This window comes from Rhizobium sp. RCC_161_2 (assembly GCF_041355235.1).
In the GTDB taxonomy this organism is placed as follows: Bacteria; Pseudomonadota; Alphaproteobacteria; order Rhizobiales; family Rhizobiaceae; genus Rhizobium.
The window spans coordinates 386,678-413,419 of sequence record NZ_JBFUPL010000006.1; the positions used below are offsets into that span (position 1 = coordinate 386,678).

Genomic DNA, 26,742 nt, shown 5'->3' on the forward strand with positions numbered 1-26,742 from the left:
AGGACTTTGCCAGAACGCCTGCACTGAAACCCGACATTCCCACGATCATCGAAAGCTGCAAAACAATGCCGACCACAGCCGACCGCCTCAAGAATGTGTCTATATCCGCCTCCGCCGTCATGACGCAGCGCGCCCGTGACCTCGCATCGAAGGGGATCAATGTCGTTTCCCTGTCGTCGGGCGAGCCGGACTTTCCGACGCCGTTGCACGCGATCGAGGCGGCCCATGCCGCGGCTCTGGCCGGCGACACCAAATATCCGCCGCTCGACGGCACGCTGGCGCTGAGAACCGCGATTGCGCGCAAGTTCAAGCGGGAGAATGGGCTTGACTATGATCCGAGCCAGATCGTCGTCGCCGGCGGCGGCAAGCAGGTGATCTTCAACGCCGTGATGGCGACCTGCAACCCCGGCGATGAGGTGGTGATCCCCGCCCCGGGCTGGATCAGCTACGCGGACATCGTTCGCTTTGCGGGCGGCGTGCCTGTCCCCGTCGCATGCAAGCAGGAATACGGTTTCAAGCTGCGCGCCGAGGATCTGGAGGCGGTCATCACGCCGAAGACGAAGTGGCTGTTCCTCAATTTTCCGAACAATCCGACGGGTGCTGCCTGCTCGCGAGCCGAGATGGCCGCGATCGCCGAAGTCATGCTGCGCCATCCCAACGTATGGATCATGACCGACGACATTTATGAGCATCTGATCTACGACGATTTCGAATTCTGCACGATCGCCGAAGTCGAGCCGCGTCTCTACGACAGGGTGCTGACCGTCAACGGCGTCTCCAAGGCCTATGCCATGACGGGATGGCGGCTGGGCTTCTGCGGCGGGCCAAAGGACTTGATCTCCGCCATCAGCAACGTCAACGCCCAGAATAGCGGCGGGACGTCGACGGTCACCCAGGCTGCCGCCGTAGCGGTGCTGGACGGCCCACAGGACCTTCTGAAGGAGCGGGCGGCGATCTACAAACAGCGCCGCGACTTCGTGCTCGACAAGCTCGCCGGTATCGACGGGCTGACGTGTCACAAGCCGGAAGGCGCATTCTACATTTTCCCTGGTATTGCCGGCCTTCTCGGCAAGACCAGCAAATCCGGCCGCAAGATAGAAAACGACACGGATTTCGTCTTGGCTCTGGTCGATGAGCAACATGTGGCGACAGTACAGGGCGCGGCCTATGGCATGAGCCCGTTCTTTCGCATCTCCTACGCCACCAGCATGGAGAAGCTCGCCGATGGCTGCACGCGTATCGCGCAGTTCTGCCATGATCTCAAATAGGATGAGATCTGAAATAGGATGAGACGGGCAGGGTGGCGGTGGGCATTTACTGCTTCAGCCGCTCGGTCAGCTCCTTAAGAATTTCCTGCACGGCGGCGGCGGGGTCCGAAAGCGATGCGTATTCGGACACGCAGAGCGACAGCGTCTCCTCGATCTTCGGCGAGACGCTCCGACAGACGATCGGACCGTTGCTCTCGGAGACGAGGCGGTCGGCGACCGCCTTGGGCATGATCGTGGCCCCGAGACCGGTGCCGACGGCACGTGCCAGCGTTCGGATTACCTCGACCTCACCGATTACCTCCAGATTGACGCGGCTTCGCGAGAAGGCGGTCTCCACCGCCCGCCGCACGAAATTATAGGGCGGCGGCAACAGAAACGGCAGGGATTCGAGCGCCGAGACGGAGATCGGAGTGTCGCCGGCTTCGATGCCGAATGTCTCGTGCGCGACCAGGTAGAAATCCTCCCGCAGAAGGGGAGAAAAGCGCAAGCCCTTCATGGGGCCGGCGCCGTGGATCAGCGCGATCTCGAGCCGGTTGTTCAGCAGCATCTGGCTGTATGTCTGCCCGACGCTCTCGGTGAGGTGCAGCACGATCCCCGGATGCCGGCGCCTCGTTTCCGCTAAAAGCTCGAACGAAAGCGTTGCGGCGCTGCTGAACGGTGTCAGGCCGACGGAAACGCGGCCCGCCAGGTGCTTGCCTGCGGTAACGACGTCTTTGTGGACCTGCTCCATCTGGCGCAGGATGATCTGGGCATGCCGATACACCTCGGCGCCTGCATCCGTCACGGTGACGCCCTGCTGGCTGCGGATGAGGAGCTTTGTTCCGAAGTGTTCCTCGAGTGCCGCGAGCTGCTGGCTGAGCGCCGGCTGTGCGATGTGGAGTATATCGGCCGCTCTTGTGATGCTGCCCGTATCGACGATCACAACGAACGATTTGAAACGCCTGATGTCCATTTAAGATTAATGCTCGCTCTTGCTGCCGCCCGATATATTACCGCGTGATTGTTAGTTTGTAACTCGGTCTGTCCCAAGCACTTTTTAGGTGGAAAACACTGCGCCAAGAGAGCCGAGAGCCGGTTTCCGGCTGCAAAATAGTGCGGATTTCTTGAATGGAATCAATGCGATGATGCCACTGGATGTCCCTCATAAGATCGGCTTATCCCTCCAAAGATAATCGGAATTATCGCGCGGCGGAAAGGTCGGTTAAGGTTCGACAAACAAAAGGGAACAGTGATGCCATTCTCCGATTATAAGACCGCACTGGTCACGGGTGCCTCCTCCGGAATTGGGGCGGCTATCGTCGAGCGCCTTTGTGCCGAGGGACTTGAGGTACATGCGGTCGCGCGCAATGGCGAACTCCTGCGGAAGCTGGCGGAACGCACCGGCTGCATCGCGCATGTGATTGATGTCACCGACCGGGCGACCCTTGCCGATCTGACGAAGCGCACTCCGTTTGACATTCTCGTCAACAATGCCGGCGTCGATCGTCCCAAGAAGTTCCTCGAAGCTGAGGACGGTGACATCGATCTTCTTGTCGACGTCAACCTGCGCGCCGTCCTTCATCTCTGCCGCATGGTGGTGCCGGGCATGGTGGAGCGCGATCGTGGTCACGTCATCAATATCTCATCGATCGCCGGCGCCTATAATTTCGGCGGCAACTCCTCCTATCACGCGACGAAGGCGGGCGTGAGCATGCTGTCGAACCAGCTGCGCATCGACGCTTTCGGTAAGCGGGTCCGGGTGACGGAAATCTGCCCCGGCCGCGTCGCCACCGACATCTTCGCGCATGTCCATGGTGACAGCCCCGAGATACGGGAGCGCTTCATCGACGGCTTCGAATTGCCCGAGGCGAAAGACATTGCAGATGCCATCGCCTTTGCGATCGCAGCACCGGTCGCCGTGAACATCGGCCATATGGAAATCACGCCGACCCTTCAGGTGATGGGTGGCTTGCAGACGGCAAAGCCCCAATCTTCCAAGCAAGGGGACTGAGGCGGTGGGCAAGCTCGATCTCTCGGCGATCCTGGGCAATCCGGAATATGTCTCGATGCTGCTGCACGGGGTCGAGATGACCTTTGTTGTCGCCATCGGTTCCTGGCTGCTCGCGATGACCCTTGCCATGCTCCTTCTCGGTTTGCGATATGCGCCCGGCCCAATCGGTAACGCGGTCGTCACCGCCTATGTCTCCTATCACCGCAACGTCCCGACGCTGGTGCAGCTGATGCTGTGGTATTTCGGCATTTTCGCCCTGATGCCGCAGCCGGTCACCGATTGGCTGAACGACCACAATGCCGAGGCGACCTTCGCGATCATCGGGCTCGGCCTGTGCCAGGCGGCCTATTTCAGCGAGGATCTTCGCTCCGGCCTGCGCTCGGTCAGCTCCGGGCAGATGGAAGCGGCACGCGCGCTCGGTCATGGATATATCTCGGCTATGCGCTTCGTGATGATCCCGCAGGGGATCAGAAATGCGCTGCCCGCGCTGATCAATCATAGCGTTTCCCTGTTCCAGAACAGCAGCCTGGCGGTCGCGATCGGCGTTGCGGAACTGACCTATGCCGTCAAGGAAGTGGAGAATCTGAGCTTCCTGACCTTCGAGACCTATCTGCTGGCAACCGTTCTCTATCTCGCTTTCTCGCTGATGATCATGATCGCCGGCTCATACATCACCCGGAGAACCAATCCGATCAGGAGTGGACGGGCATGATCGGCGACATCATCCAGATCATCCACGATTACTGGCTGCTGCTGCTCGTCGGACAATATCCGAACGGCCCGATCGGCGGCCTTGCTGCGACCCTGATCCTCTCGGTTCTGGCAATCGTCTTTGCCTTTCCGGTCAGCATCCTCCTGGCTCTTGCCCGGCTTTCGAAGTCGCCGTTTCTGAACTGGCCTGTTACCGCGCTGGTTTATTTCACGCGCGGCGTGCCCCTTTTGATGCTCATCCTCTGGGGCTATTTCCTCGTGCCGCTGCTGACGGGCGCCGACGTTCCGAGCTTTGTCACCATGCTTGTGACGCTGGTCATCTATCAGGGTGTTTTCCTGAGTGAGGTCGTGCGTGGCGGTATTCTTGCGCTTGGGCACGGCCAGCTGGAGGCGGCACGCGCGCTTGGACACAGCTATTTCGGCGCCATGCGCTACGTCGTCCTGCCGCAGGCGCTGTACAACGTCATCCCGAGCATCCTTTCGGTTCTGGTGTCGACGATAAAGGACACGACGCTCGGATACGTGATCAACGTGCCGGACCTCACCTTCGCGGCCAACCAGATCAACAACCAGCTTTTGACCCAGCCATTCCAGGTCTTCTTCATCCTGGCGGCCGTCTACTACGTGATCTGCTGGTCGTTGACCCAGGTGGCATCGGTTCTGGAGCGTCGGATCACCCGCAAGCGCGCCGGCACGGCTGCACAGAAGCCCGAGAACGTCCTGCAACTCAAAGCTCTTACGGATCTGTCGCTATGACCCTCGCCCAGTCCTCCCAGAATCCGCCCATGATCCGGCTGTCCGCGGTGCGCAAGTCCTATGGCCATTTCGAAGTCCTCAAGGGGATCGATGCCGAGGTGGCGCGCGGCGAGGTCGTCGTCGTCTGCGGTCCATCCGGTTCGGGAAAATCCACCTTGATCCGGACGGTGAACCGTCTCGAGGAAATCGCCAGCGGATCGATCACCTGCGACGGCAATGACATGCACGGCTCGGTGCCCGCCAGCGAGATGAACCGCCGACGCAGCCGCATCGGTTTCGTGTTCCAGAATTTCAACCTGTTTCCGCATCTGTCGGTTCTCGACAACATCGCGATGTCGCCGATCCGGGTGAAGGGTGTTGCGCGTGATGTTGCTCGCAACAAGGCGAAACAGCTTCTCGACAGGGTAGGGTTGGCCGATAAGGCCGGTGCTTTTCCCGCCCAGCTTTCCGGCGGGCAGCAGCAGCGGGTCGCGATCGCGCGTGCTTTGGCCATGGAGCCGCCGGTGATGCTCTTCGACGAGCCTACAAGCGCGCTGGATCCGGAAATGGTCGGCGAGGTGCTCGCGGTCATGAAGAGCCTGGCAGCCGACGGTATGACGATGATGTGCGTCACCCATGAGATGGGATTTGCCCGCGATGTGGCCGATCGCGTCTGGTTCATGGATGACGGGCTGATCCTCGAGGCGGCGCCACCGAAAGAATTCTTTTCCAACCCGCAACATGCGCGTGCTCAGCGGTTTCTCGCTGATTTGCGGCATTGAATTTCGTCCAACCCACAGGAGACTTTGCAATGAACATGACGTCATGGACCCTAAGCATCGCGCTCGCAGCAACAGCGCTAGCCGGGTCGGCGAATGCGGATCAGCTGGCTGATATTATGACGGCGAAGGTGATCCGTTGCGGAACCTTTGCCGATGTTCCTCCTTTTGCATCTCCGGATCCGAAAACGCGCGAGATGGTCGGCTTCGACGTCGATCTCTGCGGCGCGATCGCCCAAGCACTCGGCGTCAAGCCGGAGATCAAGCCGGTTTCCGTCGAGGCCCGCGTTCCCGAAGTCAAGCTCGGTCATGTCGATATCGCGGTTGCCAATCTCGCCTACACCGTCAGTCGCTCCGAGCAGATCCAGTTCAGTGACCCTTATTACCTGGCTAAGGAAATGCTGATCGTCAAGGTCGGCGATGCCGGCCAGAAGAAGGCCGATTTTGCCGGCGTTCGCCTGGCATCGACCAAGGGCTCGACCTCGGAACTCTCCATCCGCCTCAACAAGTCGCAGCCGCTGACCTTCCAGGATACCGGGTCGGCCTATCTTGCCGTCCAGCAGGGCAAGGCACGCGGCATGGTCGCCAACACGATGACGACGACGAAGATCGTCAATGAATCGAAGACCAAGGGCGCCGAGATGCGGATGATCGACGAGCCGATGCTTTATCAGCCGATCGGCATCGGCATGAAAAAGGACGAGCCGGCGCTGACTGCGAAGATCAACGAAGTCCTGGTCTCGCTCGACAAGTCCGGTGAGATCAACAAGATCTGGGACAAGTGGCTCGGCCCGAATACCGAGTACAAGATGACCCGCACGGACAAGGTCGTCCCGATCACCGAACTGAAGTTCGATCCGATCCCGTAATTTTGCGAACGGGGCGCGAATGCCCCGGCGCTCTTGGCGATGCAGCCGGCTTCTCGCCGCGCCGTATCGCGACCGCACGACGTTTTCAGCCTGCCCGATGAAGCAGGCGTGCAATTGCTAATTTGTCTGGAGGACCATGAAGTGGTGATACTGAAGCAGAAGATCGATCGTCCCAGCCAGGAAGAGATCGCGGCCATCGCGAAATTTTCGCCAGCGACCCTTCACGAAGCGCAAGGGCGTCGCGGCGCTCTGTCTTCCCGGATCAAGCCGATCGACTACCGGATGAAGCTCTGCGGACCCGCCTTTACCGTCAAATGCGCGCCGCGTGACAACATCATGCTTCAAGTGGCGATCAACTACGCCCAGCCCGGCGACATCATCGTCGTCTCTGCCGGCGAATATGAAGAGGCCGGCTCGTTCGGCGACGTGCTTGCCAATGCCTGCCTCGCCAAGGGCATCGGCGGATTGGTGACCGACACGGGCGTGCGTGACACGCTGCAACTGCGCGATCTGGGCTTCCCGGTCTTTTCACTCAGCGTCTGCATCAAGGGCACCGTCAAGGAAACGCTTGGTGCTACCAACGAGCCGATCCTGATCGGTGACGAGATTGTTCACCCAGGTGATATCATCGTCGGCGATGCCGATGGTCTAGTCGTCGTGCGCAAGTCGGAGGCCGTCGAGGTGGCGAAACTGGCGCAGGCCAGGGAAGACGCCGAGGCGGGCTATATTGCAGCATACAAGGCCGGAAAGTCGGTCGTCGAGGTCAGCAATCTCGAAGCTGTGTTGAAGGCCAAGGGCCTGGTAATCGAAGGCTGAGGATCAAGGCCTGCCGCCGCCATGCGTGCGGCAGGCCTCATTTGCTCCCCGACATCCGCGTGGTCGGCTCTTCCGACAACCAATGGTACCCGCAAGCCGGCCGCCATCGACTTAACTCTTCAGGTAGGCGCCCCGTGCGAACTTGCCGGCGCCGGCTTCTCATCTGAAATCGCATGGTGCTCCATATATGGAGCTGGCGGTCAACACCGACCTGTCCTAGATTTTCACCGAACACAGTCAGGGCTGCGGATTCTATTGGCAGCATGTTAATTGCATTGCGGTAAGGACCGCGATGGATGCAACTCGTCGGTCGATAAGGAGAAGAGGGTCATGGCATATCCGCATCTGGGCAAGTCGATCGCGCAGCTATCCGTTCTGATGCAGTCGGGAACGCTCGATCCCGTAGAGCTGGCCGAAGAGAGCCTGGACGCGATCCGGTCCCATCAGGATCAGGCCATCTTCATCAGCCTGCTTGAGGAGCGGGCGCGTGAAGAGGCTGTTGCCGCTTCGAAACGGCTGCGGGACGGACGCTCGCGCGGGCTTCTCGACGGTATTCCCATCGCCTGGAAGGATCTCTTCGCCATCCGCGGGCTGCCGACAACGGCCGGATCCGCGGTTCTTGCGCGTGAAGCGCCGGCAGCCAAGGACGCCGATGTCGTCGAGGCGCTGGCGGCTGCCGGCATGGTGAGCGTCGGCCGGGTTAATATGAGCGAGTTCGCCTTCTCCGGCCTTGGCCTCAATCCGCATTACGGCACACCGCTCAATCCGGTGTCTACGGATGTCGAGCGTGTACCGGGCGGCTCTTCCTCCGGTTCGGCCGTTGCTGTCGCCTCAGGCTTGGTGCCGGTGTCGATCGGCACGGATACGGGCGGCTCGGTGCGCATTCCATCCGCCTTCAATGGGCTGGTCGGTTACAAGGCAAGCCGTGGGCGCTACAGCATGGACGGTGTCTTCCCCCTGGCCACCAGTCTCGATTCGCTCGGTCCTCTCTGCCGCAGCGTTCAGGATGCCATCTGGGTCGATGCGGCGATGCGCCGCCTAACAGCGCCTGTGATTGTTCACGCGAACCTGAAGGATATTTCGCTGGTCGTGCCTGAGACCGTCGTCATGGACGATATCGAAGATGGTGTCCGCCAGGCCTTCGACTCCGCCATCGAGAGATTGCAGCAGGCCGGAGTGCGGGTGCGCCGGGCGGCATTCCCGACCTTCAATGGCGTCTTCGAGCTGATGGCAAAGCACGGCCCGATGGTGACTGCCGAGGCTTATGCACTCCATTATCATCGGCTTTCCGGGCCTGACGCCGCGGAGATGGATCGCCGCGTGGTGGCCCGCACATCGCTGGGAGAGAAGATCGGCCTGATCGATTATATCGCGCTGTTGAAGGGGCGTGAGCGGCTGATCGAGGAATTTGCGACGGCGACGGCACCGAACGAGTTCATCGCCTATCCGACGGTCGCCCATGTGGCGCCACCGCTGGCACCGCTGCGCGATGACGACGACCTCTTTGTGAAGACGAATGGAAAGACCCTGCGCAACACGCTGATCGGCAATTTCCTTGATTGCTGCGGTGTATCACTACCTTGTGGTGCAGGCGACGGCGGCATGCCTGTCGGATTTTTGTTGTCGGCCAAGAGGGGGCAGGATGAACAGCTGTTGGCGGCCGCCTTGGCCGTCGAGCAAGTTGTATTTCCCAGGGTGTAATTCGCCGAGCGACAAAGCGGTGTTGTTTCTTCTCACCGGATGGAAGGGAGGAGCAGGGGCCTATGCTTTTGTGCTTAAATCTATTAAATTTGTCGCTTTTTCGGCTTCCTAACTTGCAAACTTGCTTTGCCGCCGCAATCATGAGGAATGATCATCAGTCAAACTCGTTTTCAACCGCCGAGTGCCGGCAATGAACATGTCAGGCGCCGCAGTCTGTTGGCGCTGCTGCAACGTTCGGGCTTAAGGCGGCTGACGACAATCGTCGCCCCGGCGGGATATGGTAAAACATCGCTTGCCGCGCAATGGTATGAGCTGATCAAAACTCAGCGCAGTCAGGTTGTCTGGATTCCCCTCGATCCCGAGGATGGTGATCAGGGCCGTTTTCTTCTGGCTTTGCTGGAATCGCTTCAAAAGCTGCTCCCTGACGAAAGGAACGGGTCGGATGCCAACAGCATGCCGGTTGCCACGCTTCTCTCCGCGCTTGTCACGCGGCTGCGCCGTATAGGGGAGCCAATCGTTCTCTTCCTCGACGACTACCATTTTGCCCAGAACGACGCCACGGAATCGCTGATGGCAAAGCTGCTGGCGGCGAGCGATCTCGGGCACGTGAAGTTCGTGCTGATTTCGCGCAGCCCACCCCGATTTCCGACCTCCGCTTTGCGGCTCAACAGCGAGCTGAAGCAGATCGGTGTCGCCGATCTCAGTTTCACCGATACGGAAGCCCAGGAGTTTTTCGGTAGTCGGGCAAAGAAACTCACAAGCGAGCAGGTCAGCGAGCTCAACCAGCGAACGGAAGGCTGGGCGGTGGCGCTGCAGATGGTTCGGGTTCTGGTCAATGACAATATGGATAGCAGTGCCATCCTCTCGTCGTTCGATGGCAGCAATGCCGAAATGGGCCGTTATCTCTCGGAGCAGGTCTTCTCCAGCCTGCCGGAAGACGTCCGGCATTTTCTGACCGAAAGTGCCGCGCTCCCCGCCGTCAGCCGCGCCCTCATCGGCGCTGTATCGGGCCAGGACAATGCGGTGGCACTGTTCAATCGGCTCGGCGACTACGCGCTGCCGATCGCCGTTCTCGATGGGCAGGGAACGTGGATCCGGTATCATCCGGTGTTCAACAGCTATCTCAAGGAGGAGGCCGAGCGCCTCGGCATCGATACGAGGCAGGTATTGCGAAAGGCGGCGCAGTGGTTCGAGGCGGGCGGTGACTGCGATGCGGCGGTGCGCCACGCGCTTCTGGCCTCCGACGCGACGCTTGCCGCCCAGATCATCGAAAGAGCGGGCGGATGGCGGCGCGTCTATGCGAAGACACGCGGCGGCACCGCGCTGTTTCAGACGCTGATTGCCAGGGCGGCCGATATCAATCTGGCGGACTTCCCCCTGACGACATTGGGATTGTCGGTGATCAACGCCAAGGCCGGCCAGCTCGACGCCGCCAACCACTATCTTGCCCTTGCCGAGCGCGCCGCAGCCACGATGGGCGAAAAGCTGGCGCAGGATCTGCGTGTCGTTCGCGTGCTGCTATCGCTCTATACGGATAGATGGGCGACAACAGCGGATCTCTCGGCGCTCGAGGCGGACCTGTCTCAGGACAGCGGCATGGAGCCGATCCATCGATCACTGGCACTCAATATGCTGTCCTACAATTTCCTGATCCGCACGGATCTGGAGCGCGCATTGCACTATGGCCAGCTTTCCATACGGTCCTTCCGTGATGCGGGTGCCGATTTCGGTGCCATGCACCTTTATACTCATATCGGACAGGCCTCATTCTTCAGCGGCGATTGCGTCAGTGCCGCCGATGCTTATCAAAGCCTCATCACTGAAGCGCAGGCCAATATCGGCAAGGGCTGCGATCTTGATGCCATCAGCCACGTCTTGCAGAGCGAGCTGCTTTCGATGAATGGCGACCGGCAGGCGGCCGCCGCAGTGCTTGCCTGGGCACTGCCGCATCTGGAGCGGCACGATGCGTGGTTTGACCTTCTCGCGGCCGGCATTATGGCGCAACAGCGCATCTTGCGGCTGAACGGCGAGATCATGGCGGCTCATGCGGCGATCGACAGCGCGCGTTCAGCCGCCAAGCGGCGTGGTTTCGACCGCTTGATCAGGTTGATCGATGGCGAACGGGCGGCACTTCTTCTTGCATCGGGCGACATCGACGAGGCGGTGCGTTACGCCGAAGTCACCGGCTTCGGTGCCGGAAGCATCAATTCTGATAACGCCAATGATCTTGCCGTCAATCTGCGTGGCAACGTGCCTGCCTTGTTGTGGACGCGAATCTATCTCGCACAGGGCGAGATTGCCTACGCGCGTACTACATTCGATCGCCTGATCATGGGGCAGTCGCGCGAATTGCATGTGCCGCGGCGCATTGAATTGGGTTTCCTCGATATACGCCTGCTGCTCGCCGAAGGCGACGAGGCCACAGCCGCAGCCAAGCTTTCCGAGATGATGCTGTCGTTGCCGGTGCCGGACTACCGCGCCATTCTTCTGATCGAGGGACCGGAATTCGCCAGCCGCCTGCGTCAGCTGGCCGCTAGCCGGGGCGTGCCTGATGTCGTGATGCAGCGGCTGGAGCATCTGCAGGAAGTCGTTGCGACCACAAGTACCCAGGACAGTGACCTGCTCTCCGTGCCGGCCTCAGCAACCGGCGGACTGACCGACCGCGAACGCGGCGTCCTCCGATTGCTCAGCGCCGGTCTCAGCAACAAGGAAATCGGTCGCAAGCTCGACCTCAGCAACAACACGGTCAAATTCCACCTGCGCAACATCTACGCCAAACTCAATGTGACGACGCGGACGGCCGCCGTTACCATAGCGCGCGATACCGGCATCCTTCTCTGATCCGGGCTCAACCCACCCGTTCGGGTAGGGTTCGCGAATGCTACCCACCCTTCTGACAGGCTACCTGCCTCCAGGTAAGCCGCCTAGTCTGCCCGCAACGACAACGATGAGGGTGACTGAGACGATGACCATTGAGGCAATTTCCGTCGATCCCGTGACTCAGGAAATCATCGAGGGCAAGCTGACGGCCATCGTCGACGAGATGGGGATCGTCATGGCGCGCACCAGCATGAGCCCGGTGATCTACGAAGTCCTTGATTTCGCCTGTGGATTGCTGACATCCGAGGGCGAACTCGTCGCGCAGATGAACGGCATCACGTTGTTCACCGGCACCTTCGGCGTCCAGGTGAAGGCGTTGATCGAGAAGTCCGCCGGCAATCTCTGCGATGGCGACGTTCTCCTCTCCAACGATCCCTATGCCGGCGGCACGCATGCCTGCGATTTCGCCATCGTCAAGCCGCTCTTCGTCGATGGCGAGATCATCGCCTATGCCATCAATGTCGCTCATTATCTCGATGTCGGCGGTTCGGTACCGGGAAGCCTGGCGCCGAACGCCACCTCTGTTTTCCAGGAGGGAATACGTCTGCCGGGCGTCAAGATCGCGCGCTCCGACGTCTTTTCGAACGACATCCTCAGCATCATTTGCGAGAATGTGCGCCTGCCGGAAATCGCCCTTGGCGATCTCAATGCGCAGGTGGCGACCGTTCGGGTCGCCGCGCGGCGTCTGACCGAACTGGCGGCGAAATATGGGGTCGATGTCGTCAGGGCAGCTTTCGCCAATCTGTTGACGGCCAGCGAAAAACGCAGCCGGGCGGCAATCGCCGCTCTTCCGGACGGCCGTTATGAAGCGAGCGATATCATCGACGGCGACGGTATCACCGATGCGCCGATCCCCGTGCAGGTGGCTGTTACCATCGATGGCGACAGCATCATCGCGGATTTCACCGGTTGCCCACCAGCCGTGCCCGGACCGATCAACTGCGCGCGCGGCGCCTTGCAGTCGGCGGTCAGAACTATCGTCAAGGCATTGGTCGGGCCGCAGGAGCCTTCCAACGAGGGATGGTTCCGTCCGCTGACCGTCATCGCGCCGCCCGGAACGATCTTTACCGCGGAAAAGCCCTCGCCGACCGGCTGGTACTACGAGGGGTCGGTGCATGCGTCCGAGCTTGTCTGGAAGGCGCTGGCGCCCTTGGTGCCGTCGCGCTTCTCTGCTGGTTCCTATTCCAGCCTCTGCGTTGTCTACATCTCCGGCAAGGACCGCAACGGCCAGCCCTTTATCCATATCGAACCGCAGCATGGCGGCTGGGGTGCCAGCGAAGAGGCCGACGGCGCCGGCGCGTTGATAGCGCTGACGGATGGAGACACCTATAATTATTCGGTTGAAGCCATCGAGGCGCGGTTCCCCTTGCGCGTCAAGAGCTACGGCTACAATATCCAGGCCGGCACCGGCGCCGGTCGCCGGCGGGGAGGGTTCGGTATCGTGCGCGAGTATGAAATCCTCAGCAAGGACGCATCCGCCTATGGTAGTTTCGGCCGCACCCGCACCCGGCCCTGGGGCATGGACGGGGGAGGGAGCGGAACGGTGAATGCGCTGCAGATCTCATCCGTGAGCGATGGCAAGGTGAGGACCTACGGCAGGATTGCCCATATCGACCTCAATGCCGGCGATATTCTGCGGGTCATCACTGGCGGCGGCGGGGGATGGGGCGACGCGCGTCAGCGCGAACAGCATCTGATCGAGCGCGATTTGCGCAATGGCTTCATTACCGAAGCACAGGCAGTGAAGCTTTACGGTTACCAAACGAAAGTGGCGGTATGATCAGACTGGCAACCGACGTCGGTGGCACTTTCACCGATCTCGTTGGATATGACGAACGCAGCGGCGAATTGTTCACGGCCAAGAGCCTGACGACGGTGCCCGATCAATCCATCGGGGTGCTCGATGCGATCGCCACGGCGGAAGCCAAGGATGGGCTTCGCACATGGGATGTCACGTTTTTCGCCCATGGTGGCACGACGGTTATCAATGCCATTACCGAGCGCAAGGGGGTGCGAACCGCACTGGTGACGACTGCGGGCTTTCGCGACGTTCTGGAGATTGGTCGTGGCAATCGCCCCGATCTCTACAATCTGCGATTCCGCAGCCCGGCTCCCTTTGTTCCCCGGAGCCTGCGCTTTGAGGTGCGCGAGCGCCTCGACGCTTCGGGAAAAATCATTACGCCGTTGCACGTCGAAGACCTCAAGCCGATCATCGCCCAATGCAAGGCGGAAGGGATCGAAGCGGTCGCGATCCTCTTCCTTCACAGCTATACCAATCCCGAGCACGAGATTCTTTGCGCCGATATTCTGGCCGCCGCCCTGCCGGATGCGACCGTCTGCGCCAGCTATGAAGTGTCGCGTCAATGGCGCGAATATGAACGTTCGAACACTGTCGTGCTCAACGCCTATGTCCAGCCTATCATCCGCCGCTATTTTGAGCGGCTGGAAGATGCGCTGATGCGGCGTGACCTGACATGCCCCTATTATGCGATGCAGTCGAACGGCGGCATCGCCACCTTCGAACAGGCAGTCAGCAGTCCGTTAACTCTGATCGAATCCGGTCCGGCGGGCGGTGTCGCGGGCGCGGCACGGATCGGCAATGCACTCGGCGAAAGCGAAGTCCTGTCGCTGGATGTCGGTGGCACGACAGCCAAATGCTCGCTGATCCACGGTGGACGCCCGACGCTGAACGTCGAGTACAAGCTCGAACATACCCGCATCGAGCCGGGGCATCCCATTCAGGTGCCGGTGGTCGATATTGTCGAGATCGGCTCGGGCGGCGGCTCGATTGCCTGGCTCGACGAGCGTGGCGTCCTTCGTGTCGGCCCGGAAAGTGCCGGGTCCATGCCGGGGCCGGCCTGTTACGGTCGCGGTGGCACGAGACCGACGCTGTCGGATGCCATTCTCACGATCGGGGTCTTCGATCCCACCAATTTCGCCGGCGGCTCCATGCATCTCGACAAGCAGAAGGCGGCCGAAGCGATTGCCACCATCGCCGCGCCCCTTGGCATGAGCATCGAGGACGCCGCTATCGCAATTATCGATATCGCGCATGCAAGCATGATCAATGCGCTGAAACTGGTCACGGTCCAGCGCGGGCATGATCCGCGCGACGTGGCCTTCGTCATCAGCGGCGGTGCCGGCCCAGCGCTTGCAACCAGGCTTGGACGCGACCTGAGCGTCAAGTCGACGGTTATTCCGCTCCATCCCGGGCTTTTCTCCGCCTGGGGCATGCTCGCCGCCGAGCCGCGCGCCGATTTTCGTCATACCTGGTTCTCGGCTCTGACGGCTGAGGCGATCAAGGCGCTGCTGGCGCGCTTCGACAAGCTCGAAAAGGAAGCGATCGCCTATTTCGCCAAGGGACAGGATGCGAATATCCGCTTCACCTATCAGGTCGAGGCGCGCTATCGCGGCCAGGAACACGGGGTTTTCGCGCAGTTCCAGCGCGGCGACGATCGCGAGGTCTTTGCCGAGCGCTTTCATTCCGTGCATGAGCGCGCCTATTCGTTCCGCTTGCCGCACGCGGCCATCGAAATCACCACGCTGCATCTTGAAGCGGTTCTCGACGGCCCCGTGATCGCACTGCCGCCTTTGTCCAAAAACGGACGCAGTATCGAGGCTGCGTTGACAGGTCGGCGTAATGTCTATTTTGGTGCTGTGCTCGGCTGGGTCTCTTGCCCGGTCTATGAGCGCAGCCTGCTGGCGCCCGGTCAGTCGATCGAGGGTCCGATGATTGTCGAGGAGGCAACGGCGACGACGCTCGTACAGGAGAACCAGCAACTGAGCGTCGCCGATAATGGCGTCCTGATCATTCGCGAAAGCGTTTTCGAGGCAGGCTAGTGGCTATATCCATTCAGATCGAGAAGGTCAGCAGGGAATACGGGCCGGTCAAGGCTCTCGATGATGTAACGCTCGATATCGCCGCCGGTGAATTCTTCACGCTGCTCGGGTCATCGGGTTGCGGAAAGAGTTCGTTGTTGAAGCTCATCGGCGGTTTCGACAGGCAGACCGCTGGCCGTATTTCCTTCGACGGAAAGGAAGTGAGCGACGTGCCGGCCAATAAGCGCCCGGTCAACACCGTCTTCCAGAGCCTTGCGCTTTTCCCGCACATGACGGTCGCGCAGAATGTCGGTTACGGGCTGCGGCTGCGGGGGGTGTCGGGTGGTGCGCTTACGGCCAAGATCAACGACGCCCTTGACCTCGTGGAGCTCTCCGGCTTCGGTCCGCGCGACGTCAATCTTCTTTCCGGCGGCCAGCGTCAGCGTGTCGCCCTTGCCCGAGCCCTGGTCATGGAGCCCGGTATCCTGTTGCTCGACGAGCCTTTGACCGGCCTCGACGAGCGCCTGCGCCAGCAGATGCGCGACGAATTCGCACGACTGCACAAGCGCACCGGCGCGACCTTCGTCCTCGTCACTCACAATCAGGATGAAGCGCTCAGCCTCTCGGATCGCATGGCCGTGATGCACAAGGGGCGCATCGAACAGGTGGATACGCCCGCCCGCTTCTTCGAGGCTCCGGCCAATGCTTTTGTCGCTCGTTTCGTCGGCATCGATACGCTCGTGCGTCCGGAAAAGATCATAACGTCCGACGGCCAGACCTACGCGGTGATTGCCGGGCAAAATGTGCCGGTGCAGGTCGCCGGTCCGATGGACCCACTTCGGTCCGTCGTTGCCATCCGCGCCGACCGGCTGTTTCTGGCGGCCGCGGATGCATCGGCGACGTTGATGCTGACCGTGGTCGAAACGACGTTTCGCGGCTTGTATCATGATCTTAAGCTCGCCTTCTGGGATGGCCAGATATTGACGATGGCGATTGAGGAAGGGGTGGGATCTGGCAGGCTCGAGGCGGGAAGATCCATCCGGGTCGGCCTGCGGCCGGATGCCGCCGTTCTAATTTCCGATGCGGGACTATTGCCTACGAGCTGAATGGCTGCTTTGTGGTGTGGCGAGTGATTCAACCGGTCCGCAAGGGGGAATGGCAATGACGAAGCATGTCGGAATGTTTGCATCGGCGCAGCACAGCAATGTGCAGCGGCGCGATTTTCTGAAGCTTATGGGGGCAGGAGGTGTTGCCCTGTCCGCCGGCAGTCTTGGCTGGGCCTCGCGCCTTGCAGCGCAGGATGCCGCAACGGTCGCCTTCTGGGCAACTGCGACACTGGATATCGGCGACAAATGGAAGGCCTTCGGCACACAGAATGGCGTTGCCCCCGAATTCACAGACAACGGCAACGACATCGGCCCCGTCATTGCGCGTCTTGCCGCCGGCAATGCCAATGATCTTTTCGACGTTGGTGGGTTCCAGGGCGGTGCCGAGAAGGAGCTGGCGCGCCAGGGCGTCATCATTCCCTGGGATCTGACGAAGATCCCGAATTATGAAAGCGTTTGGCAGTGGGCCAAGGATATCCCTTACCTCAAGCATGACGGCAAGCAGTACAGCATCCCCACCGTCGTCAATGCCGACTCGATCATCTACCGGCCGGACAAGCTCGGCAAGGTCGATAGTTACGGTGTCATTTTCGATCCCAAGCTCAAGGGTCGCGTGGCCATGGAAGATGCCTGGATCAACAGCGCCATCTTCACCGCGATGTACTTGAAAGAAAGCGAAAACAAGCCGATCGTCGAGCCGGGCAATCTGACCGAATCCGAACTTGGCCTGGTCATGGAGTTCCTGATCAAGCACAAGAAGGACGGCCAGTTCCGCACCTTCTGGAATGGCTGGGAGCAGGGCGTTCAACTGGTCGCGGATCAGGAAGTCGATGCCATGACCGGCTGGGAGCCGATCGTCTACGAAGGGCGCAAGCGTGGCCTTCAGGTCGAATATGCAGCACCCGTCGAAGGTTACGAGGCCTGGGGCAACAATACGGTGCTCCTGAAGGGTGCTGGCGATCGCGGCGTTACCGACGTCGCTCATAAATTCGTCAACGGCCTGCTCGGCGGCTTCTACGGTTGCGAACTCGGCCAGTCCCGCGGCTATCTCGTGCCGACCGACAATAACCTGACCTACGCCAAGGCTCATCCGGACGAATACAAGCCGGATGAGGTCGGAAAACTGGCAGAGCACGTCAAGGCAAAGTTTGCCGGCAAGGTCTATTGGCAGAATACGCGGCCGGATAATTTCCAGCTCTACGAAGAGTGGTGGCAGAAGCTGCGCAACGCCTGAGTTCCTATAATCACGGGCAGCGGCGATTTTTGTTGTCGCCGCTGCCATCAGTTCTTGAAGGCCCGTATGTTCAGAGCACGTTTGCCGATTTCGTCGATGCTGCTGGCGCCGCCGCTGCTGGCGATCCTGGCGTTCGGACTCGTGCCCTTGATCGTTGTCGTCGTCTGGAGCTTCTGGAGCTGGGATCCGGTGACATACTGGATCAAGCCGGATCTAAACCTTGCCGGCTATGCGGGCATCCTTGATGCCGGGCGTTGGACAGTCATCGTCTCGACCTTGATCAAGGCCTTCGGTACGGCGCTGCTATGCCTGCTGATCGCCTATCCGACCAGCTATGCGATCCATTTCCTGGCCGGGCGGCGGCTGAATGTCATTCTCCTGGCGCTGATTACCATTCCCTTTTTCACCTCCTATCTGATCCGGTCCTTTTCCTGGCGGCTTGTGCTTGGGCGCGTCGGAATTATCAACGACTGGCTGCAGGCTGTCGGTATCACCGATGCGCCGGTTGACTGGCTGCTATTCAGCAATTTCGCCGTCATCGTCGGGCTGGTTGCTTCCTACCTGCCGTTCGCGATCTTCCCGTTGCTGCTGTCCATGCGCCGGGTCGATCCAACCTATCTGGCGGCCGCCCAGGATCTTGGCGCCGGATTCTGGAAGAGCCTGACGACGATCCTCTTGCCACTGACGAAGTCGGGCATTTTCGCCGGCTTCCTGTTCGTCTTCGTTATGGTGGTGGGCTCGTCCACCGAAGTGCAGATGCTGGGCGGTGCGGGCGCGTCGATCGTGTCGGTGATGATCAACGACGTCATGCGCGTCGCCAATTATCCGATGGCTTTCGCCATTTCGACCATCGTGCTTATCGTGATCTTCGGGCTCGTGCTGATCGGCAACCGCATCTTCGGGCTTGCATCACTGTTCGAGGACCAGTCGCCATGATGCTGCGCGAAGGTCTTGCCAACCGCATTCTGCTTTGGGTCGTTACCATCGCCGGCCTGCTGGTGATCTATGCGCCGCCGCTCTATCTGCTGGCGATCTCCTTCAATCCCGCCCTGCAGCCTGGCCTGCCGCCTGTCTCCGACCTCAGCCTGAAATGGTACGCATCGCTGCCGCAGGAGACGGCGCTGATCGGTGCCCTGGAGCAATCGCTGATCATCGCCATGGCGACGGCGGTTCTGGCAACCATCATGTCGCTGCTGGCGGCACTGGCCTATTTCGAATTGCGCACGCGCCGGACCGCATGGCTGCTGACGGTGATCCTGCCGATGTTCGTGCCGGGTGTTATTCACGGGCTGGCGCTCTCAGCGGTGTTTACGCGCGTTGGTATCAAGGCGTCGATGTTGACGGTCATCGCCGGTCACTTGCTGTGGGCCATGCCTTTCGCCTTCATCGTCATTCTGACGAGCTTTGCGGCGGTGCGGAACGCCTATCTGGTCGCCGCGGCCGATCTGGGTGCGAACTGGGGGCGCCGGTTTATCGATATCACCCTGCCGCTGATCCGCCCCGGCCTGATCAGCGCCTTCATCTTTTCCTTTTTGCTGTCGCTCAACGAATTCACGCGGGCCTTCTATTTGGCGGGACGGCAGAACACCTTACCCGTGGTGCTGTTCGGGAAGATGAACTCCGGTGCGTCGCCGGTCATCTACGCCATGTCCGGCGCTATCTTTCTGATCTCGGTCCTGTGCGTCGTACTGATTGCGCTCCGATTCCTGTGGCAGGCCCGGATAGGGGATGCGGCTCGCAGCAGCGGCTGAGTTTGCCGCCGGGTTCCGCAACCGACACGCCACGATCAATTCACCCTCGACGACTCTCTCCACCTGACCTTTGAAGCGTTGGCATGATCCCGCTTGGCTTGTTGGCCGGATGGGCCGGATTCCCGTAGCTTGGTGACATAGCGATCACCGCCGAGAAGGATCATCTCTCGGAACTTGACGGTGCTATCGGAGATGCCGATCACGGGATCACCATGGCGCTTGGCTTCATGGCCGTGAATGCCGAGCTGACAAAACTCGACCTGGAGCGAACGCTTCCCTCGGATATCTTTACGGTTGCCGCCTCGGCTTTTCTGGATGCCGTCGGCGCATCCGCCGACCCGCTTTATGCGACCGCCTTCAGAAGAGCGGCGCAAGCGCTCAAACAGGATGAATCCCTTTCGGTCGCTGGCCAGGTCGCAATCGTCGAAGCGATGACGGCCGGGATAAAAGAGCGCGGCAAGGGCCAGCGCGGCGACAAGGCCATGCTGGATGCCTGGATTCCCGCCACGGAAGCGGCCGTCAATGCGCTGGCCAGGCAATGCGGACGCGTGAACTCTGGAACAGCATCGTGGAGGCTGCGGAAACCGGCACGAATTCGACCCACTCTATGATTGCCGCCGCGGCAAGGCTGGGAGAGCGCTCGCTGGGACATATCGATCAGGGCGCGGCATCTGCCGTGATTATCATGCGTGCCATGGGAGATAGTTTCTCCACGAGCGGTTTAGCCGAGTAGGCACCAAAGCTGCTCGGTCGGGATCGGCTTGCCGCGTTGGCCATGGTTTGGTCACAAGGCGTTCACCCATGGAAATATGCGGAACATATCTGCGCCAATAGCCGACGCTAGAGAGCGGTTCACACATGACGCGACAGCTTTCCCCGGAGTATCCGCGTTGCCGAACCGCGACCAAACCTATTACAGGCGTCTTTGCCTGCTGATCATCCTGCTTCTTCCCCTTGCAGGCTGCGTGACCACATCACGCCCGCAATACCGTGCCGACCAATCGTCTGCTGCGGAGGTTCCCGGGTTTCCGGGAGTAAGATCCTATCTCGACGAAGGCCCCAGCTCGTGGGAAGACGCCTTTGACTGGCGGCCTGCCGCCGCGGAGGGAGATGTCAACTACCTGATGATCTCGGGAGGCGGGGCTGGAGGCGCCTTCAGTGCCGGCGTGTTGTCGGCATGGACGAAGACCGGTGCCCGGCCGCGCTTCGACATCGTCAGCGGCGTCAGCACCGGCGCGCTCATCGCTCCCTTCGCCTTTCTTGGATCGTCCTATGACGATTTGATCGCGCATCTCTACACGATCGGCGTTGCCAAGAACCTCGTCGACCGCAGGCTGCTGCCAAACCAGATGCTCGGAAAGAGCCTTCTGCGCGGACGCACGCTTCGCAGCATGGTGGATCAGTACATCACGCAGGACGTCCTCGACGCGGTTGCGAGAGAACATCGGAACGGGCGCCGGCTCCTGGTTCTCACCGCCAATCTCGACTCGCAGAGGGCGGTGGTCTGGAACATGGGCGCGATCGCCGCAAGCGGCCGGCCGGGTGCCCTTCAGCTATTCCGGGACGTGCTTGTCGCCTCAGCAAGTATTCCCGGCGTATATCCGCCGGTGTTGATCAAGGTGCAGGCGGGAGACCGACATTTTCAGGAGCTCCATTCCGACGGCGGCTCTTCCTCGCAGATTCTGACCTTCCCGAGCGCCGTGCTGGCGTCGGCATCCCGCGCGCCTCGGCCAAAGGCCCGGAAACTCAACATTTTCGTGCTCGTCAATAATGCGCTCATGCCCGAATTTTCCAATACGTCCGAGCGGACCTTGCCCGTCATGGCGCGGGCCTATGCCACGCTCATCAAGGCGCAGGAGCGCGATGCGCTGATGGCGCTATACGGCTGGGCACACCGAACCGGCGCGACATTTCACGTTGCATCGATCGATTGCCAAATTCCCTACGACATCGCCGACCCCTTCAACGATGGTTATATGCGGACCGTATTCACCTTGGGTGCGCGCGAGACGTTGAATGGAACTCTTTGGAACGATGTTCCGCTTTTCACGACCGCCACGTCGAATCCCGAGTGCCAATCGGTGCCCGCTCAATTGCCAAAATCGAACGTAAACTATTGAAAAAAATGGAATTGTTTTCCGCGAATTGAGAAAATAGCTTGCTGCAGCTTCAGCTCGATCGAAGTAAGCTCAGGCTTGATCGATAGTAGGTTTAGGCAGCATTGTTGGGAGCATGCCGTTCAAGCCGTCAAGATCGATGCTGTGTTCTTAGGCGATCTGAGTTCACCTTACGATCGCCCGAACACTACTTGCATGATCATTCGCTAAAATAGAACCCACAGAAGTCGCCGGCAGATCAAAATGATAAAATCTGTCCCGCATATCGACGCAACTTTTGAGCGTCCGTAACGGGCGCAACAGAGAGCGATCCGTGTAATGGACCAGTGCTGATAAAGCCGATGGATCAACGATTGGCAAGCAAGCTCGCTGTAGCGGCAATGTTGGGTAGTCTCAGCCGCTCGGTAAGAAATATGCTAAAACTTTTGAGGAGAATCACGAAAGATGCAGTGAAGTTCGCTACGCGGGAACTTCGTGGGAGGAGCGGCACGAGAACACATGTCAATTAAGCCGCCCTATTCCGGAAGATGACGTGCCATTGAATTTTCATCCGGCGGGCAACTGAAGCCCCGGCGGGTTTTCAAGGGTTCAGACGGAGCAGCGATACAGAAATCGGTGGGCATAAAAACGGTAATGACGCGCAAAACAAGTGAGCATACGACGGTACGCTTTGTGGATAATCTGTTGATTGCCACTGAGAACTGACCCGGTCAGTCGAGAAAATCATCAAGCGACTGGAACACGCCTGCGGTTTTCCAGAGGCTCCGATTGCCGACGACGTAAAGCGCCTCCTTGGCTCTTGTCGCCGCGACGTTCAGCAAATTGGGGCGGTCACCGGCCCAGCCGCGAGCGCCGCGTTGCTGAACGTCGGGAGCGCCCAGGATGAAGAAGACGGCTTCGGCTTCACGACCCTGAACGGTGTGAACCGTTCCCACGCGGTCACGAACCCACTGATAGGGGTTCTCGACCCAGCCATCGAGCAGGCCGCTCGTCCGCAACGCTTCCCGCATGCGATCCTGTACCACCACGAACGGCGTCACGACATAGAAATCGGGAACGCATCCGTTGTCCCGAAGCTGACGCAACAATGCCAACAGCGTGGTGCCTTCCTGTGGGCACCATTTTTCCTGTCCGCGTCCTTCGACATCGATCCATCTGGATGGGCCGAGAACTTCCCGGATCGCGGAGAGCTTTGCGACCTTCGCCTGAACCATGAGGTTCTCGTAGGCGATGGAATTGGAGATGCTGAACATCGGCTCGGCGCAACGGCGATGGACGAGTAGGGGAACACCGACTTCGCGCGTTCCGAACTTTGTCTCGAACGTGCCGTAATATTCGGTGGCGCTGTCGGCCAACGTCTGCGCCGAGGCTCCAGGCGCATTGTAGATCAGCGGATCAATCCCGAATTGTTGGCACATGGCTTCGGTCAATTGATCGGGCAGGACGACAACCGGCTCGATCTGGATAGGATCGCCCACGACCATCGCCCGTTGCGTCCGCATCAACGCGCCGATAGCTGCCTGCGGCAAAGCCTGACCCGCTTCGTCCACGAGCAGCCATCCGAAGGATTCTGGCCCGATTTTCGTGAACATCCGCGAGACCGATGCAAACGTCGTGGACACCACCGGCACCAGCAGGAACAAAGTGGACCACATGTCGGGGATCAGCGCGTCCTTTTCCGGACTTCCCAGCGAGCGCGTGCCGAAGCCGTCCAGCAGCACGTTGAGATTATGCCGGATCGGTTTGGCGGCGGCATCGACGAAAGCCTTGTGAAGAGCCATTGCCGCTTCGAAGACATCGTTTCGTAGGCGGGCTGCTTTTGTGTCAAGCCAGGGCGCGCTCTTCTGCTTTTCCTGATGCCGCAGATCAAAGAAATCATCTGAGATGAACGTGCCGGGATACTGGAGCGCAAGGCTTTCGCACGCACTCCGTTCGCGGTTCAGCGCCTCGGTCAATCCGGTGATCGAGGCTTGCATCTTTTGAAGCTCGCCATTGGCCCGCGCATGTTCCGACTTTTTCGCGTCGGCGTCCGCCTCCAGGCGCGAAAGGGTTGCCTGTTCGGACGCGAGGCGTTTCGAGATGACGTCGTGCGCCGCATGCCATGACCGATAGGTGTGTGTGCCGAATAGGCGGCTAAAGAACCCCGGACGGAGGTTTAAGGAAGCGGCGCGGTCCCGTTCCAGCGCTTCCACGATGTGCTTTTGGTTCTCGAATGCGGATACCGCGTTCCGGGCGCGCTCCAGCATCTGCGCCAACACAGGCGCCATGGCCTCGACTTCGATAGCGAGGCCGTCAACCGCTTCTTGCTTCTGCCGGATGGAGCGCAAGAGATCTTGGGCCTTCTGCAATTCGGCCAATGCGGATTTGGCGGATGCCGCCACCTTGCGGAAATGCTGACGGGCTTTCCTCCAGCGCCGCAGCGCCTCGTCATGATCCTCCGGGGCATTTTCCTTGATCACAATATGCGGCGGCCTTTGCTTCGTCCCGGTTTCCGTCTTCTCGGTGATGAGCTGCGGATTGCCGCTTGCCTGCTGCAAATACCTCTGGAGACCGACATCCTCGTCCCACCAAAAGGTTTGCCGGAAATCGCTTCTGTTCTTGCCATTGCCAAGAACCGCCGCGATGGCACCCCAAGTGTCGCGCTGTAAAAGGGCGTCCGATACCGTCTTGAAATACCGCAGGCCGTCCGCATCTGCCGCTATCGCCTGCATGGCGGGCAGTTCGGCGCTGACATTTTCCACCGCTTTGTTGTTCGAGGAGGCAACGATCATCTCGTAGCCCCTGATCTTATTGTCCATGCGGTAGAGATGAACGAAGGCATTTCCCTTCTTCAGCTTCTGCCCGGAATGGATAAAGGCGTCTTCCGGCTCGTCATAGGTGCAAAGGACTTCCGCCCGCTTCGTGACAAGGGCAGCGATGACATCACGAAGGAGCGTTGTTTTACCGGTACCGGGCGGGCCGTTCACCGCCAGAATGCCGTCCGTCTTCAGATCGTGAAGGGCGAGATTGACCGCGCATTGCTGAAGAAGTGCCAGCGGATGTCGCCCGTCGCCCGGCCATGATCCCAATGGAAATTTCTGAGGTTCCAGTGCATCGGCAAGCGCGCCATTATCCTTCATCAGGTTGCGGCGACTACGCGGTTTGAGGACACCCAGATAGCGCTTGAGGTTTGGTGTCGCCTCGCCGGAAGTGACGAGCGATCGGGCTGTTGCGAGATCGTCAAGGAAGAACGAATTGAGCAGGATCGATTCCGGCGGGTCTTGCAGCTTGAAATATTGAAAGGACCGCACGGCAAAAGCTGGTGGCTTGGCGAACGGTGCGGGAAGACCGATTGTCTGGATAAGCCAATCATAGGCATTCTGAATAATCTCTCGCGTGAGCGGCAACACGTTGCCGTCCTTGTCTAGGATTGTCACTCTCGCGGTCAGGCCCTCCAGGAGCGCCTTTTCCGCCTGCGACCATTGCCCGAGATCGCGCAGCTTGCCGCTCAGTGCCACCGGAACTCCCCAACCGAAACTCGAAATGGAAACGGCCTCGTTCTCCACGGGGCGGCCATCGCGGTCCACCATGATCGTAGCGAGGACTGCCTCGCCGCGCGCTTGCGGGCGCTCGGCGCGGCTGTCGGTGTAAACGGCCAGTAAGGCAGACACCGATGCTTCCATATCGATGCTGCCGAGAATGACCTGATAATAGAGTTTCTGGTTGGGGCGGCTTTTCTCGCCTCCGTTCTCCCAGGGAAGAACCTCCTTGTCGATCGCAGCGACGCGGTATCGATCCCCGCTCGCCAAATCCTCGAGCTTACGGAAAGACGGCGGAGACAAAACCTCCATCGCTGTCCATGCCGACAGGACGTTTCCGGCGTTGTTGCTGACAGGGGGCCGCTCAAGCGGCGCGCGGGTCGCTATCGGCGAGGCATCTTTCGGGATTGCAGTCTGTTTGGGAGGTGCCGTTGCAGGTTGATCGACAGCCGCGATAGCGATTGTCGGTGAGCGGTCCGGAGTTGTTTTGTGGTTCTCGATAGGTGCTGCCGGTCGTTGACCGGTCGTGCCTTTCGCCTGTACGGCACGTTGCCGCAGTTCCTGCGCGCGTTGGGTTTTTCGTTCGGACAGTTCCTCGATCAGATCGCCAAGAAATTGCTGATCTCCGCGCCGTTGATCGAACAACTTTTCAAGTTCCGCCACGCCTTTTTGTATCAACGGTCTTTTTGCCACGCCACGCATTCTTCGAAGTTTTTGCTCTAAAGCAGTATGCCACCAAAAGCTGTACAATATCAATTAAATGTCGCGATATAAGTGCGGATCGCAGCTGCAAAAGGAACCGTAAGCCTCCCGATTCGTCGAACCATACGCCTGCGGGCGAGAGCCGTTCAGAAAACCCCATGCTAACTCCGAAGCTAGGATGCCTTTTGCTTGCGGCCTGAGCGAAGACCCGGGGGTTTCTTGTTCTCGGGGTTAATTTCCGCGAACAGTTCAGAAACATTCACAGACAAGACTTTCGCGAAGGCCTCAAGGGTCGCCACGGTGACGTTTTCTGTGCCTCTTTCAACGCGTCCAACGTAAGAGCGGTCGATTTCAGCCTCGAATGCTAGCCGCTCCTGCGACAGGCCTTTGGCGACCCGAAGTCGCCTTAGATTCCAACCGATGGTCTGTCGCACGTCCATATTGCAAAACAAGCATATTAACGGCTTGACAATCGACGGACTGTAGGTCCCTAATTAATTGCGATGTGCTGCGAGTTCGGGACCATTCGCTGGATATGGCATCGGGTTACGCCCTCTGACCCGCTTTGTTGCACTAGCCGCGGAGTTGTCCTGTCGGAAGGCCGGCGAGTAGCCGATGGTCAACAACGATGCGCGAATGCCAGATCTCAAGAACTCTTGAATGCGGGGATGTGTTGATTTCCACTGAGAGCTGACCCGGCATTTCCACCGAGAAGTGACCCGCCTTAGGTATCGTTTGTGTTGGTC

Annotated in this window: 20 protein-coding genes and 1 pseudogene; 18 read left to right on the forward strand and 3 right to left on the reverse strand. The window is 59.9% G+C overall.

All coding sequences use genetic code 11. From position 1 onward, the window contains the following. Positions 1-65: 65 nt before the first annotated feature. The gene (locus AB6803_RS18350; RefSeq protein ID WP_371110226.1) at positions 66-1,268 is read left to right on the forward strand and encodes a pyridoxal phosphate-dependent aminotransferase; all 1,203 of its coding nucleotides are present in this window, start codon (positions 66-68) and stop codon (positions 1,266-1,268) included. Between the two features lie 46 nt (positions 1,269-1,314). Here AB6803_RS18350 and nac read toward each other — a convergent pair whose 3' ends face one another. Further along, entirely contained in the window at positions 1,315-2,220 is a 906-nt protein-coding gene (nac, locus tag AB6803_RS18355) for a nitrogen assimilation transcriptional regulator NAC (RefSeq protein ID WP_371110227.1), read from the reverse strand. A gap of 279 nt (positions 2,221-2,499) precedes the next feature. Between nac and AB6803_RS18360 the strand changes: the two genes are divergently transcribed. From AB6803_RS18360 to AB6803_RS18435, 16 genes and pseudogenes are all read left to right on the forward strand, one after another. Then, a complete protein-coding gene (locus AB6803_RS18360; protein ID WP_371110228.1) occupies positions 2,500-3,258 on the forward strand; it encodes an SDR family oxidoreductase in 759 nt (252 codons plus the stop codon). A gap of 4 nt (positions 3,259-3,262) precedes the next feature. Continuing rightward, positions 3,263-3,970 carry an amino acid ABC transporter permease gene (locus AB6803_RS18365; RefSeq protein ID WP_371110229.1) on the forward strand — a complete coding sequence of 236 codons (708 nt, stop codon included), beginning with the start codon at positions 3,263-3,265 and terminating at the stop codon, positions 3,968-3,970. After that, complete coding sequence (locus AB6803_RS18370; protein ID WP_371110230.1) at positions 3,967-4,725, forward strand: amino acid ABC transporter permease; 759 nt, start codon at positions 3,967-3,969, stop codon at positions 4,723-4,725. Before AB6803_RS18365 ends, AB6803_RS18370 begins: the two co-directional genes overlap by 4 nt. Next, positions 4,722-5,486 (forward strand): amino acid ABC transporter ATP-binding protein, encoded by a 765-nt coding sequence (locus AB6803_RS18375; RefSeq protein WP_007689376.1) that lies wholly within the window; start codon positions 4,722-4,724, stop codon positions 5,484-5,486. Before AB6803_RS18370 ends, AB6803_RS18375 begins: the two co-directional genes overlap by 4 nt. Positions 5,487-5,515: 29 nt before the next feature. After that, positions 5,516-6,352 carry an ABC transporter substrate-binding protein gene (locus AB6803_RS18380; RefSeq protein ID WP_012649324.1) on the forward strand — a complete coding sequence of 279 codons (837 nt, stop codon included), beginning with the start codon at positions 5,516-5,518 and terminating at the stop codon, positions 6,350-6,352. A 141-nt stretch (positions 6,353-6,493) separates the two neighbouring features. Continuing rightward, positions 6,494-7,168 (forward strand): 4-carboxy-4-hydroxy-2-oxoadipate aldolase/oxaloacetate decarboxylase, encoded by a 675-nt coding sequence (locus AB6803_RS18385; RefSeq protein WP_007689387.1) that lies wholly within the window; start codon positions 6,494-6,496, stop codon positions 7,166-7,168. Positions 7,169-7,498: 330 nt separating this feature from the next. Further along, positions 7,499-8,869, forward strand: a complete 1,371-nt coding sequence (locus AB6803_RS18390; protein ID WP_371110231.1) for an amidase — start codon at positions 7,499-7,501, stop codon at positions 8,867-8,869. Between the two features lie 147 nt (positions 8,870-9,016). After that, positions 9,017-11,710: a LuxR C-terminal-related transcriptional regulator gene (locus AB6803_RS18395; protein WP_371110232.1), complete on the forward strand. Its 2,694-nt coding sequence runs from the start codon at positions 9,017-9,019 to the stop codon at positions 11,708-11,710. Between the two features lie 124 nt (positions 11,711-11,834). Further along, a complete protein-coding gene (locus AB6803_RS18400) occupies positions 11,835-13,529 on the forward strand; it encodes a hydantoinase B/oxoprolinase family protein (protein ID WP_371110233.1) in 1,695 nt (564 codons plus the stop codon). After that, entirely contained in the window at positions 13,526-15,589 is a 2,064-nt protein-coding gene (locus AB6803_RS18405) for a hydantoinase/oxoprolinase family protein (RefSeq protein WP_371110234.1), read from the forward strand. The genes AB6803_RS18400 and AB6803_RS18405 overlap by 4 nt, the downstream gene beginning before the upstream one ends. Beyond that, on the forward strand, positions 15,589-16,674 hold the full coding sequence (locus AB6803_RS18410) for an ABC transporter ATP-binding protein (RefSeq protein ID WP_371110235.1): 1,086 nt from the start codon (positions 15,589-15,591) through the stop codon (positions 16,672-16,674). Before AB6803_RS18405 ends, AB6803_RS18410 begins: the two co-directional genes overlap by 1 nt. Before the next feature lie 55 nt (positions 16,675-16,729). Continuing rightward, the gene (locus AB6803_RS18415; RefSeq protein WP_371110236.1) at positions 16,730-17,908 is read left to right on the forward strand and encodes a PotD/PotF family extracellular solute-binding protein; all 1,179 of its coding nucleotides are present in this window, start codon (positions 16,730-16,732) and stop codon (positions 17,906-17,908) included. Between the two features lie 66 nt (positions 17,909-17,974). Continuing rightward, positions 17,975-18,844, forward strand: coding sequence for an ABC transporter permease (locus tag AB6803_RS18420; protein ID WP_371110237.1), 870 nt, complete (start codon positions 17,975-17,977; stop codon positions 18,842-18,844). Continuing rightward, positions 18,841-19,659 (forward strand): ABC transporter permease, encoded by an 819-nt coding sequence (locus AB6803_RS18425; protein ID WP_371110238.1) that lies wholly within the window; start codon positions 18,841-18,843, stop codon positions 19,657-19,659. Before AB6803_RS18420 ends, AB6803_RS18425 begins: the two co-directional genes overlap by 4 nt. Before the next feature lie 137 nt (positions 19,660-19,796). Further along, positions 19,797-20,392, forward strand: a pseudogene (dhaL, locus tag AB6803_RS18430) (dihydroxyacetone kinase subunit DhaL). Between the two features lie 157 nt (positions 20,393-20,549). Further along, positions 20,550-21,779 (forward strand): patatin-like phospholipase family protein, encoded by a 1,230-nt coding sequence (locus tag AB6803_RS18435; protein ID WP_371110239.1) that lies wholly within the window; start codon positions 20,550-20,552, stop codon positions 21,777-21,779. A gap of 707 nt (positions 21,780-22,486) precedes the next feature. Here the strand turns inward: AB6803_RS18435 and AB6803_RS18440 are convergent. Beyond that, the gene (locus AB6803_RS18440; protein ID WP_371110240.1) at positions 22,487-25,606 is read right to left on the reverse strand and encodes a DEAD/DEAH box helicase; all 3,120 of its coding nucleotides are present in this window, start codon (positions 25,604-25,606) and stop codon (positions 22,487-22,489) included. Between the two features lie 204 nt (positions 25,607-25,810). Between AB6803_RS18440 and AB6803_RS18445 the strand changes: the two genes are divergently transcribed. Beyond that, on the forward strand, positions 25,811-26,017 hold the full coding sequence (locus tag AB6803_RS18445; protein WP_371110241.1) for a hypothetical protein: 207 nt from the start codon (positions 25,811-25,813) through the stop codon (positions 26,015-26,017). 152 nt (positions 26,018-26,169) lie between these two features. On the opposite strand, the gene AB6803_RS18450 is transcribed toward AB6803_RS18445, so the two are convergent. Continuing rightward, positions 26,170-26,436: a helix-turn-helix domain-containing protein gene (locus AB6803_RS18450; RefSeq protein WP_371110242.1), complete on the reverse strand. Its 267-nt coding sequence runs from the start codon at positions 26,434-26,436 to the stop codon at positions 26,170-26,172. Between the last annotated feature and the right edge of the window lie 306 nt (positions 26,437-26,742).